Origin of the sequence: Botryobacter ruber (genome assembly GCF_003347595.2) — a bacterium.
Classification (GTDB): domain Bacteria; phylum Bacteroidota; class Bacteroidia; order Cytophagales; family Hymenobacteraceae; genus Pontibacter; species Pontibacter ruber_A.
Map to the genome: position 1 here is coordinate 1 of NZ_QCZK02000014.1, position 13,390 is coordinate 13,390.

The 13,390-nt window shown below is 52.2% G+C and carries 8 protein-coding genes; all 8 read left to right on the top strand.

The features are described 5' to 3' along the window. A partial coding sequence (locus DCW36_RS22440) for a hypothetical protein (RefSeq protein ID WP_205702860.1) occupies positions 1 to 327 on the top strand: 327 nt, incomplete at its 5' end. Between the two features lie 576 nt (positions 328 to 903). Beyond that, positions 904 to 1,995, top strand: coding sequence for a glycoside hydrolase family protein (locus DCW36_RS02455; RefSeq protein WP_114784277.1), 1,092 nt, complete (start codon positions 904 to 906; stop codon positions 1,993 to 1,995). Positions 1,996 to 2,181: 186 nt separating this feature from the next. Then, complete coding sequence (locus DCW36_RS02460) at positions 2,182 to 4,380, top strand: hypothetical protein (protein WP_205702861.1); 2,199 nt, start codon at positions 2,182 to 2,184, stop codon at positions 4,378 to 4,380. Between the two features lie 295 nt (positions 4,381 to 4,675). Beyond that, positions 4,676 to 5,881 (top strand): glycoside hydrolase family 88/105 protein, encoded by a 1,206-nt coding sequence (locus tag DCW36_RS02465; protein ID WP_114784278.1) that lies wholly within the window; start codon positions 4,676 to 4,678, stop codon positions 5,879 to 5,881. 11 nt (positions 5,882 to 5,892) lie between these two features. Next, a complete protein-coding gene (locus tag DCW36_RS02470; RefSeq protein WP_114784279.1) occupies positions 5,893 to 7,344 on the top strand; it encodes a glycoside hydrolase family 28 protein in 1,452 nt (483 codons plus the stop codon). Between the two features lie 253 nt (positions 7,345 to 7,597). After that, entirely contained in the window at positions 7,598 to 8,881 is a 1,284-nt protein-coding gene (locus DCW36_RS02475; RefSeq protein WP_240676022.1) for a pectate lyase family protein, read from the top strand. Between the two features lie 346 nt (positions 8,882 to 9,227). After that, positions 9,228 to 11,693, top strand: coding sequence for a glycoside hydrolase family 31 protein (locus DCW36_RS02480; protein WP_114784281.1), 2,466 nt, complete (start codon positions 9,228 to 9,230; stop codon positions 11,691 to 11,693). Between the two features lie 242 nt (positions 11,694 to 11,935). Beyond that, the gene (locus tag DCW36_RS02485; protein WP_114784283.1) at positions 11,936 to 13,174 is read left to right on the top strand and encodes an oligogalacturonate lyase family protein; all 1,239 of its coding nucleotides are present in this window, start codon (positions 11,936 to 11,938) and stop codon (positions 13,172 to 13,174) included. Positions 13,175 to 13,390: the final 216 nt, after the last annotated feature.

The window sequence follows — 13,390 nt, forward strand, 5'->3', positions numbered from 1 at the left end:
AAACTAGCTTCTCTGGAAGGTATAGAAAGTCTTACTAATTTATTAGACTTAACTATTACTACTTGTTCAAAGATTAGTAATATAGATCCTGTAATAAAGTTGGAGAAATTAAGGAGTCTAGAGATCAATAATTGTAAGGATATAGACTCTATTAAACCTGTTAAAAATTTAAAACATCTGGAAAAACTGTGGGTAATTAATACAAATATTATAGATGGTGATTTAGTGCCCTGTATAGGTAGGAAAGATGCATTTTGTACGCCTAAAAAACATTACTCTCACTCCTCTAAAGAAATTGATAAAATAAATCAAACAGTTAGAGGTTAATATACCCTACGCTGGCGCGAGCTTGCAACCTGTGCCTTCATTCTACAGTAACAGCTACCAAAGTGTAGTTTGCAGCTACACCTAAAATATTGTTCACAAAGACCTCGCAGTGTGCGCAGCTCCTGCGAGTGTCTGAACCAGGCAACTTAGCTTACCTTTTAGGAGGAAAAGGAATGTGGCGGGTGCAAAGCAAAACTGAGCTATTCCAAAACCTTCTACCACCAGACACTTGCAGGAGCTGCGCACACTGCGAGGTCTTTTTAGTAAATCAAAGGTTCAGACAAGGTGCAGTGGCTATGGTGGCAGGAGCAGAGCATAATCTTGCCACCTAAAACGCTCGCAGGTCTGAAAGACGCTGCGAGGTTACTCCACTACCGCCTCCACCACCAGTTCAAATTCCCCCACTGCATCTGCCACCACACCCTCTGCACATACCGGATACAGCAGGACACTTATTCCAACGTTGGTATTTATCTTTAAAACCTGTAGCTTAACGAGTGTTTGTTAAGGATAAAAAGCGCATCTTTAAGGTATTATAAAACCAACGTTTAAACTTCTTTCGCACAGGGTACATAAATGGACAGACGCAGATTTTTAGGTATAGCTGCCGGGGCGCCTCTTCTATTTTCGTGTTCGGGACTGCTGAGCAGTGCCTCCGGAAGTAGTGCGTCAGACGACAAAGTCTCCGACTTCAGTAAAAGACTGAAGCCGCTTGGCCGCATCCTCGAAACCGAAGGCTATTACGTGTGGGGCACCAGTCCTATTATCGGGCCGGATGGCAAAGTGCATGTGTTTTACTCCCGCTGGGACGCGGCAAAGAAAATGGGCGGCTGGATAAACAGTTCCGAAATTGCGCATGCCGTAGCCGACACGCCTGAGTCGCCGTTTGTGTTTCAGTCAGTGGTGCTGGCGCCGCGGGGTGAAGGCTACTGGGACGGCACTACCTGCCATAACCCGCACATCAAGTTCGTGGACGGCAAGTACTGCCTCTTCTACATGGGCAACTCCAACCGCAAAACCGACACCAAGCGCGTAGGTCTTGCTATCGCCGATTCCCCGTACGGACCTTGGCAGCGCCCTGACAAGCCGCTGCTCGAGGCAAGCACCGCAGAAGACGCCTGGGACAACCACGTGACTTCTAACCCCAGCTTTATCAAGCACCCGAACGGGCAGTACTGGCTCTACTACAAATCCTGGAATACGGCAGAATACGAAAACTACACAGACCCCAAGATTAGAGGCAACCGCAAGTACGGTTTAGCCATTGCTGATAACCTGATGGGGCCTTACACCAAATACGAGGGCAACCCCATTATCGACTACTCCGGTCGCGGCAACAACATACAGGCAGAAGACGGCTATGTGTGGCACGAGAAAGGGAAGTTTAAGATGATTATGCGCGATATGGGCATCTTTAATCACCAATACGGCCTTTACCTGGAGTCGAAAGACGGCATTCACTGGAGTGAACCGAAAATAGCCTACTACAACACCGACCACTATTTTGAGCAGCCGCCTGCGCCCGGCCACCTCTCGAAGTACGGCCGGTTTGAGCGGCCACAGTTGCTGCTGCAAAACGGGAAACCGACACACCTGTTCCTGGCATCGCAGGGCGGGAAATATATGACGTCCAGTGCCTTTGTGTTTAAGATAAATGACAAGGTGTAGTTGAAATATTTTTACTTCTGATTTGTATCATTTCGAACGCAGTGAGAAATCTGGGACAGATACAAATCAAATCTAGTAGCCAGATTTCTCACTGCGTTCGAAATGACATTAAGATTTTACAAAAGAGGTCAACCAGAAATGAAAAAATGAGGAAACAATTTTCCTTCTTAGTACAAACGATTGAACATGAGTATACCCAGCATGAAAGTAGCTTTTACCAAAACAGCGGCAGGTGCCCTGGTTGCAGCGTTAGGCCTGTTTTTTAGCTGCAGCGTGTCCGACAGCACCAGCAGCAACAATACTGAAAAAATAGACCGGCACGCGCTCGTTACACGCCACAACGTTACCCTGACCACACCCGATACGCTGGCTTCGCTGTCGGTGGGCAATGGCATGTTTGCCTATACCGTGGATGTGTCGGGGCTGCAGAGTTTCCCGGAATACTACGAGAACGGTATAGCGCTGGGTACGCAGTCGCAGTGGGGCTGGCATGCGCGGCCGAATGTGGAGAACTTTACGCTGAAAGATGTGTACCGCTACGACACCACCGCCACCGGAAAAGTAATTGCCTTCCCGGTACAGCACAAAGGCACAGGCCGCAAAGTTGATGCAACCGAATTCCTGCGCACCAACCCGCACCGCCTGCACCTGGGCGTAATTGGCTTAGTGTTGCTGAAAGAAAACGGGCAGCAGGCATTGGTGCATGAACTGCAGAACGTAAACCAGCAGCTCAACCTCTGGACCGGCAAAATCGAAAGCAAATATGAAGTAGAGGGCGTACCTGTAACGGTAGAGCTGTATAGTCACCAGGACCAGGACCAGATTTCAGCCAAAGTGACCTCGCCGCTTATTGCGCAAAACCGTATCAAGGTCTTCTTCAAGTTTCCGTATGGCGCCAACTGCCATGTTTGCCCCGGCTACAACTGGGACGAACCGGAGAAGCATACGACTGCCTTATCCGTGTCAGAGTCAGGCGCCAACCAGGTGCAACTGAAGCGGCAGCTGGATACGACCGTTTATTACACGAATGTGCAGTGGGATAAAAATGGAAAGTTCACCGAAAAAGAACGCCACCACTACGAACTGGTGCCTGCCGCCAGCGAAAAGAGCATCGAGTTCAGCGTGCTTTTCAACGCCAGGCCGGGTAAAAAAATAGCTGATTACAAAGCGACCCAAAGCAACAGCGAAAGCAACTGGAAACGCTTCTGGACCGAAGGCGCTGCTGTAGACTTCTCCGGCTCCACTGACCCGCGTGCGCACGAACTGGAGCGCAGGGTAGTGCTGTCGCAGTACCTGACTAAAATACAGACATCCGGCGATGTGCCGCCACAGGAGACCGGCCTCACCATGAACAGCTGGTACGGCAAACCCCACCTGGAAATGCACTGGTGGCACGGCGCACACTTCGCGCTCTGGGACCGCATCGAGCTGCTGGAGAACAGCCTGCCGTGGTACAACAAGGTAATGGACAAAGCCCGTGAAACAGCCAAATTACAGGGCTTCGAAGGCATCCGCTGGCAGAAAATGAGCGACCATCAGGGCAACGAAAGTCCGTCGAATGTAGCGCCTTACCTCATCTGGCAGCAGCCGCACTTTATTTATTTCACAGAACTCGTTTACCGCCAGAAACCGACAAAAGAAACGCTCGATAAGTACAAAGAGCGGGTGTTCGAAACCGCCAATTTCATGGCTTCTTTTGCTACCTATAATCCAATAGATAAAAAGTATCACCTGGCTTCGCCTGTTATCCCGGCACAGGAACTCTTCCCGGCCCGCGAAACAAACGACCCACCGTATGAGCTGGCCTACTGGCACTATGCGCTGTCGGTAGCACAGGACTGGCGCAAACGCCTTGGGCTGCCTGCAGACAAAAAGTGGCAGGATGTCATCGATAACCTGGCACCGCTGGCTGTAAAAGACGGCCTCTACCTCCCAAGCGCCACGCACCCGCAGGCTTATACGAACGACTTCTACCGCCGCGACCATCCGGTGGTGTTAGGTGCCTTTGGTTTGCTGCCGAACACGCACGGCATCGACACCACCATCATGATGAATACTTACAACGAGATTCAGAACAAGTGGCAGTGGCAAACAACCTGGGGCTGGGATTACCCCATGATAGCCATGAGCGCCGCCCGCCTGAACGCCCCTGAAAAAGCAGTTGACGCCCTCTTCCAGGACGCCCAGAAAAACACGTACCTGCCCAATGGCCACAACTACCAGGACAAGCGCCTGCGCCTCTACCTGCCCGGTAACGGCGGCGTACTCACCGCAGTAGCCATGATGGCAGCAGGATGGGACGGCGCTCCCAACCGCCATGCCCCCGGCTTCCCCGCCGACGGCACCTGGAAAGTAAGATGGGAAGGCCTGCATAAGATGCCGTAGCGAACCAGACCTCGCAGCGTCTTCAAGACCTGCGAGTGTCTTACCTGCTACAAAGCAGCAGAGGCAATGGTGGCAGGAGCAGAAAATAAAATTTCGCTAATTCGGATTTGCAATCCGAATTTCAGGAGTTGCGGATTTGTAATCCGCCTGCGAAGGCAGAAGCTAAGCAGGAAAGCTCCTAAATAAGCAGCTGCATCGGATTACAAATCCGATGGCCCCAAAGATTCGGATTACAAATCCGAATCAGCACTAAATAGAAAAACAACACCAGCCACTCCAGTAGTGGCAAAGCAACATGAACAAAAAAACACTACAACATATCCCTCTCTTCCTCCTGGCGCTGCTGCTCACGCTGGCAGCCGGAGCGCAGACAGCCAACGTGCCCGCTAAAATCCCGGCAAACCTGAAATGGTCGGAGCGGATGGCGCTGTCTATCATGAAGAACAACCCCGAGCCCTGGATGATAGAGTTTTCCAAGAAACCGGTGTGGAGTTATCCGCAGGGGCTGGTGCTGCTGTCCTTCGAGAAGATGTGGCGCGAGAATAAGAAGCAGCAGTACTACGATTATATAAAACAGTACGCTGATTTGATGATTGAGCAGGACGGTAACATCAAAACCTACGACGTCTATACCTTCAACATCGACATGGCCAATTCCGGCAAAATCCTGTTCAACCTGTACGAGAAAACGAAGGACGAAAAGTACCGCAAAGCCATCGAAACGCTCCGCAACCAGATGCGCTGGCAGCCACGCACCACCGAAGGCGGCTTCTGGCACAAACTGCGTTACCCCTGGCAGATGTGGCTCGACGGCGCTTACATGAGCTCGCCTTTCCTGGCGCAGTACGGGCAGACATTCGGCGACAAAGAAGCCTTCGACGATGTAGCCAACCAGCTTATCCTGCTCGAGAAGCACACCCGCGATGCCAAAACCGGCCTGCTCTACCACGGCTGGGACGAAAGCCGGCTGCAGCCCTGGGCGAATCGACAGACAGGCACTTCACCGAACTTCTGGGGCCGCGCCATGGGCTGGTATGCCATGGCACTGGTAGATGCGCTCGACTACTTCCCGCAGGACCATCCGAAGCGCAACGACATCATTGCCATCCTGCAGCGCCTCGCGCCGGCCTTGCAAAAGTACCAGGACCCCAAAACAGGGCTGTGGTACCAGGTGGTAGACCAGGGCAACCGCCAGGGCAACTACCTCGAAGCCTCCGCCTCCAGCATGTTTGTCTATGCCCTGGCGAAAGGAGCCAACAAAGGCTACCTCGACAAGAGCTTCCGCCAGGTGGCCGAGAAAGGCTACAAAGGCCTGGTGGATAACCTCGTGAAAGTAAACAAAGCCGATGGCGAAGTAAACCTGACACAGGTATGCGCCGTGGCGGGGTTGGGAGCCGGCCGCGATGGCTCTTTTGAATACTACGTGAACGAGAAAATCCTCACCGACGACCCCAAAGGCACGGGTCCTTTTATCTTAGCAAGTCTAGAATTAAACCGATAGCTTTTCCAAGCATGAAACGAAAGTTCACACTGAACAAAAACACCAATTTCCTGGCAGCCCTGCTGGCGCTGCTGGTACTGACAGGCAGTTGCACAAGCAAAACCGCCCAGAAAGCCACCGAAGAAGACCCCTGGAAAGAAATGGAGCAGGTGCGCAAACTCATCAAAGCGCCCACCTTTCCGAACCGCGACTTCCTGATTACCAGTTACGGTGCCGTAGAAGGCGGTAAAGTAAAGAACACCGAAGCCTTCAAAAAAGCCATCCAGGCCTGCCACGACAGCGGCGGCGGACGTGTGGTGGTGCCAAACGGCACCTTCCTGACAGGCGCCATTCACCTGAAAAGCAACGTGAACCTGCACCTGCAGGACAACGCCACCATCCTCTTCAGCCCCGATGCCGAAGATTACCTGCCCATGGTGTTTACCCGCTGGGAAGGCATGGAACTGATGAATTACTCGCCGTTTATCTACGCCTACAAGCAGGAGAACATCGGCATCACCGGCAACGGCACCCTCGACGGCGGCTCCAACAACAACGCCTGGTGGAACTGGAACGGCGCCCCCCGCTACGGCTGGAAAGAAGGTATGCCTAAACAAACTCCCGCCCGTGCGCAGCTGCAGAAGCAGAACCTGGACGATGTTCCTCCGCGTGAACGCATTTACGGTCCCGGCTATTACCTGCGTCCGCAGTTTGTGCAGCCCTACGACTGCAAGAATGTGGTTATCAGCGGCATCAAGATGATAAACTCGCCTATGTGGAATCTCAACCCGGTGCTGTGCGAGAATGTGACTATTGAAAAAGTGCGCATCATCTCCCTCGGCCCGAATAACGACGGGTGCGACCCCGAGTCCTGCAAAAACGTGCTCATAAAAGACTGCTACTTCGACACCGGCGACGACTGCATCGCCATCAAATCAGGCCGTAACAACGACGGCCGACGCATAGCCCGTCCGGCAGAAAACCACATTATCGAAGGCTGCGAAATGAAAGAAGGCCACGGCGGCGTGGTAATCGGCAGCGAAATCTCCGGCGGTGCCCGTAATATCTGGTCCCAAAACCTGGTGATGGACAGCCCACAACTCGACCGCGTGCTCCGCATTAAAACCAGCTCGCAGCGCGGCGGCACCATCGAAAACATTTACATGCGCAACGTGAAAGTAGGCACCTACAAAGAAGCCGCCGTGAAGTGCAACATGTTCTACGAAGAGCCCGGCCAGCACATGCCGGTTATCCGCAACGTGTTGGTAGAGAATATGGTGGTGGAGAACGGCGGCAAATATGCCGTGATGGTACGCGCTTACGAAGAGTCGCCGGTAGAAAACCTGCGCCTGGTGAACTGCACCATCAACGGCGTGGAGCAAGCCCTGAGCATCGACCACGTAAAGGACATGAAGCTCATCAACACCAAAATCAACGGCAAAACCTACGACTCCAACAACGTAACGGCTACCACTCAGCCTTAAAAAGCTTTGCTGCAGCTGTCACCATAGCCTCTGCTTCAGTTCCGGAGTCGCTGGTGCGAGCTTGCAGCCCGTACCGATGTTGCGATTACTTAAAAAAGTACGAGCTACAAGCTCGCACCAGCGAAGGTAATAAAATTCCAGATTTGCCGGAGGACAAGCAACCAGGTATCAAAAGACCTCGCAGTGTGCGCAGCTCCTGCGAGTGTCTGGCTGCAGCAACATAACGAATAGCAACGCTATAAAAGATAACCAAATGAAAAAACTAACCACCTTCGGCCGTGCCGCCCTGCTGGCATCCTCCCTGTTTTTCTCGAATCAACTGGCGGCACAGCAGTTGGCTTTTCCGGGAGCGGAAGGCTTTGGCCGCTTTGCCACCGGAGGCCGCGGCGGCGAAGTCTACCACGTCACCAACCTCAACGACAGCGGCCCCGGCTCGTTTCGCGATGCGGTGAGCAAGCCGAACAGAACGGTGGTATTCGATGTGGGTGGCGTGATAAAGATTGATTCCCGCATCGTCGTTTCTCCGAACGTTACGATTGCCGGTCAGACTGCTCCCGGTGATGGTATCACGATTTACGGCAACGGCCTTTCTTATACTAACGCCAACAACAGCATCACCCGCTATATCCGGGTGCGGATGGGCAAAATAGGAGAGAAGGGCAAAGATGCGGTAGCCCTTGCCACAGGCAACGACATGATGTTCGACCACATGTCCATCTCCTGGGGTAAAGACGGTACCTTCGACCTGAACGGAGACGTGAAGAATGTAACGCTGCAGAATTCCATCATCAGCCAGGGCCTGCACACGCACTCCACGGGCGGACTGGTACAGTCAACAGGTGGTGTTTCGTTGCTCCGCAACCTGTACATCGACAACCACACCCGTAACCCAAAAGTGAAAGGCATCAACCAGTTTGTGAACAACGTGATTTACAACTGGGAAGTAGGCGCCTATATTCTGGGTGGTTCTGCCGGTCGTTCCGATGCCAACATCGAGAATAATTACTTTATTGCCGGACCGGGTTCAAAAGAAACACCACCCTTCACCAGGGCCACCGAAACGTTCCACCTGTACGCCCAGAACAACCTGTTCGACGCGAACCTGAATGGCAAACTGGACGGAACCGAAATACCAATTGCCGAGTACGGCCCGGTAACCTGGAAGCAGCAGGCTTTTGATTTTCCAAAAGTAACACTGCTTACGCCGCAACAGGCCTACGAGTTTGTGGTAGCCAAAGCAGGGGCCTCCCTTCGCCGCGACGAAGTTGACAAGTTCCTGATCGACGAACTGACTTCGCTCGGCACTAAAGGCAAAACAATCAGCGACGAAATGAGCCTGCCAACCAAAGGGCCAGGTGTGGTAAAAGGCGGCAAAGCGCTCGCAGACACCGACCGCGACGGCATGCCGGATGCGTGGGAAAAGAAAAACAAGCTCAACCCGAAAGACCCGAAAGACGGCAGCATCATCGGCCAAGACGGCTACTCTAATCTGGAGAGGTATCTGAACAGCCTGGTTGGCAATGGCGCGGTGATGTAGGTAGTTAATAATTGCTGTTCAGGACATCCGTGTCCTGAACTAAATCTGGTGCGGACATCCGTGTCCGCGTGCGTATCGAAGTGCTGAATTGAAAGGGGACACGGATGTCCCCATCAGGAAACTTCCGGACAGAAGATGCCCGGAAGAGCAAAAAGAGCAAACTAAAGTAAGTACTGTCATTTCGACCGCAGGGAGAAATCTGGTTTATACCATTACCTGCTGTTATTCCTGATTTCTCCCTGCGGTCGAAATGACAAAATATGTAAGTTAACTTGAGGTAATCAAGAATAAGAATCCATTATCGCCTGAATTAAACCAGGCACTCCTAACACAGTAAAAATTTATTATGAAATTAAACAGGTTTACTTTTTTTCTGGTGCTCTTCGCGCTGCCGGTTCTGAGCCAGGCGCAGCAGTCTGATGTCGGGAAGCTGAACGCGAAGGTGAAGCAGCAGCAGAATGTTTTTACATTTTCTACCGACAAAGCCGAGGTGCAGCTCGAGTTCTGTACGCCGGAAATGGTCCGCATCCGCACGAGCTGGGACAGGCAGTTTGAGCCGAACGAAAAATACATGGTGGTTAACTATACCTGGGGACCGCTGAAGGTAGATGTGAAAAGCAAAAAAGGAAACTACACCCTCAGCACCGACAGGTTGGACGTACGGGTAAACGGTTCGCCCTTCACCATCGAAATAGCCAATAAAGAAGGCGACATCCTGACGACGGAATCTTTCGCAAACGGTGGTGCCTATAAAAACGGAAAGGCAGTTGGAGCCCGTAAACAGCTGATGCCCGACGAGCACTTCTTCGGCTTTGGCGAGCGCATGGATTTTACTGACCAGCTTGGCAAAGAAGTGAACCTGAATGTGGGCAGAGGCAAGTTAAAGCCGCACATCATTGGCGCCTACAACATCATGGAAGCCAACTACGCCCCGGTGCCCTTCTTCATGAGCACACGAGGATACGGCATCTTTCTGCACAATTCCTATGCCACCCGCTGGGACCTCGGCAACTCCGACAACCGCTCCTACGCCTTCGAAGCTAAAGACGGCGAGTTGGATTACTATTTCATTTACGGTCCTGACTTTTCGACTATCCTCGGCCACTACACATCCCTTACCGGGAAAGCGCCGCTGCTGCCACGTTTTGCGCACGGCCTGCATGTGGGTACTTACAGCGGCGGCACCTGGGGCCACACCGAAAATGCTTCGACCGAATACGTGGTGGAGCTGGCCCGCAAGTACAAAGCCATGGGCATTCCCATCGACATCCTGCACCTCGACTCCACCTGGCGCATGTTCGGTAAAAGCGGAGGTAATGGCGCTACTTCTTATGAGTGGCGCGAGAACATGAAGCAGCCTGAGCGTATGTTCGAGCAGCTCTACGCCATGAACCTGAACATGGTGGGCCTCCACATCCGCGGCCGTTATGATAATGGCATGCAAACTGATTTGCTTGACCAGGCACGTGCCAAAGGAATGGTTTACCCGGAAGAAACCAACCCGGGCGAGTTCGTGAATTTCTTTGATGAAAAGGCGGTAGACTGGTGGTGGGACAACGCCGTGATGAAGATTGCTTCTATTGGTGCCAAATTCCTGAAAACAGACGAAGGCAGCGCCTTTGGCCGCGAAGCGAACGAAAGCAAGAAAGTAGGCCCGACCAGCCCCGAAGCACAAAAGCTGCACAACATCTTCCCGATTGCCTATGCCAAAGCACCTTACGAGAAGTTCAGCAAGTACAACAACATGCGCGGCATGAACCACACCCGCGAGGGCTATGCCGGCATCCAGCGCTACCCGTTTATCTGGGCAGGCGATTGGCCGAGCGAGTGGCAGTATTTTGCACCGGTTATTAAAGCAGGCATCAACATGGGCCTCTCCGGCGTGAGCTACTGGACACACAACATGGGCGGCTTCGAGCACAAAGCAGACCCGGAACTCTACATCCGCTGGGTGCAGTTCGGTATGTTCAGCCCCGTTGCCCACGTGTTCGGCATGGACCACCCCGGCTACAAAGAGCCCTGGAACTACGGCGAAGAAGCGCTGGCTAACTTCAGGAAATACGACCTGCTGCGCTACCGTCTCATCCCTTACATTTACAGCAGCGCCTTCCAGACCTATAAAACAGGTGTGCCCATCATGCGGGCGCTGGTGATGGAGCATCAGAAAGACGTGAACACTTACGCCGTGGATGACCAGTACATGTTCGGCGACAACATCCTGGTGGCTCCTGTTACGACGAAAGAAGCCCAGACCCGCGTGGTATACCTGCCGGAAGGGGAGTGGGTAGAGTACTGGACCGGCAAAACCTACCAAGGCAAAAAGCACTACAACATCGTGTCGCCACTCGACCAGCTGCCGATCTTCGTAAAAGCAGGCGCCATTATCCCGATGCAGGAAGAAGTGCAGTACGACAACCGCAAACCGTATGGCGACATCACTTTCGATATTTACCCCTCCGGTACCTCCTTCTTTGATTTATTTGAAGACGATGGTATAAGTGAAAAGTACAAAGAAGGCGGCTACAGTATTACTGCAGTAGCCTCCACAGCCTCTGCACAAGGTACAAACGTGAAGATAGGCGCTGCCAAAGGCAACTACCAGGTACCGGAAAGAAACTACATCCTGAAAGTGCACCAGGAGAAAGCGCCTGCCAGCGTGCAGATGGGCAGCAGCAAAGTCGCCACGACCACCGCAGCCAAATTTGCAGATGTCAGCACCACCGGCTGGTACTACGACCAGGAGGCCAAGGTGCTGTGGGTGAAAACTCGCAAGGCAGCCAACGAAGAAGCTAATGTGAGCATCATGTTTTAATATTTAAAAAAACTACTTCAAGTTTAGCGCAGCGTAACTTGGAGCTTATTAATAAAGCAAGTTTTCAACTTGCGTGAAAATGAAAACAGAAAGATTTAGCCACGAAAGCTGAAAGCTTTCCGGATGAAAGCTCCAGGTTACGCTACGCTAAACCTGAAGCAGTGACGTATAGATTTTTAACCACCCCTGTCTTTTCTGAACCATAAGCATCCGGAGAGGCAGGGGTTTATTTTTCAACTATTATGAAACAGGCCTTAACTCTTTTAGCGGCAGCTATTTTCGCCTTCGGTGTCTACACCGCCCAGGCGCAGCAACAACTGGAAACGGGCAAAAACATGCCCAACGAGTGGATAGACAAGGACACGGGGCACAAAGTCATCAAACTTACCCGCAATCCCGGCAGCAACCGCAGCTTCTACTTCCATAACAATCCTTTCCTGAAGCAACAGAAGCAGGAGGGGGATAAGATGGTGTACTACAACACCGATGCCAGCGGCAAAACCAACCTGTACGCCGTCAACCTGAAGACGTTGAAAACGGAGCAGCTGACCAAAGATGCTACGGGAGCGAAAGGCGAGATTCTGGCACCAAAACACAGGGAAGTCTTTTACCAACGCAACGACAGCATCTTCGCCACGCATGTTGATAATAAAAACACACGTTTAGTATTCGTGTTGCCGGCAGGTAAAGGTGCCAGCATTTCGACCATCAACGCCGATGAAACCGTTTTAGGTGGTAGCTATGCCGGACCGGAGAAAGCAGAAATCTATGCCAAGTATCCTGAGAAGAGCGATTACTTCTCACGCATCTTCGAAGCTAAAATACCACACACGCTCTTTACTGTTAACCTGAAGACGGGGGAGATGAAGGACATCCACCAGGAAAATACCTGGCTTGGCCACATCCAGTTCTCGCCCACCGACCCTAACCTGCTCATGTTCTGCCACGAAGGCCCCTGGCACAAGGTAGACCGCATCTGGACCATCAACCTGAAAAACAACGAGGTGAAAAAGATGCACACCCGCACCATGGACATGGAAATTGCCGGCCACGAATTCTTCAGCCGTGACGGAAAAACCATCTGGTTCGACCAGCAAAAGCCCAAAGGCGAAACCTTCTTCCTGACCGGTACCGACATAGCCACCGGCAAGCAGACAACGTACAAGCTCGACCGAAACGCCTGGTCCATACACTTCAACATCTCGCCCGACCAGAAACTCTTCGCCGGCGACGGCGGCGATCCGGGCCAGGTAGCCAAAGCCCCGGACGGCATGTGGATTTACCTGCTTCGTCCTGAAGGCGACCGCCTGAAGCCCACACGCCTGGTGAACATGAAAAACCACGGTTATAAACTGGAGCCAAACGTGCACTTTTCGCCGGACGGCAAATGGATTATCTTCCGGGCAAACTTCGAAGGCGAGTCACAGGTGTATGCTGTGGAGATTGAGAAGAGTAAAAACAGGAAAGCTGCTCAGAAGTAACTTTCCTATACCCACAAAGCAAAAGTGCCCGATATTAATCCTGTTGCAGGATTAATATCGGGCACTTTGTTATGCTGCACCTCCCTCCATAGCCTCACACGTTACTACATTTGCACCAGCCATTCGTACGGGCAGGTCTTGCACCTGCCCAATCGTGCACCGACAATTGTTCCAAATCAGACCTTCTGGTACCAAACCAGAAATAATAAGGGCAAA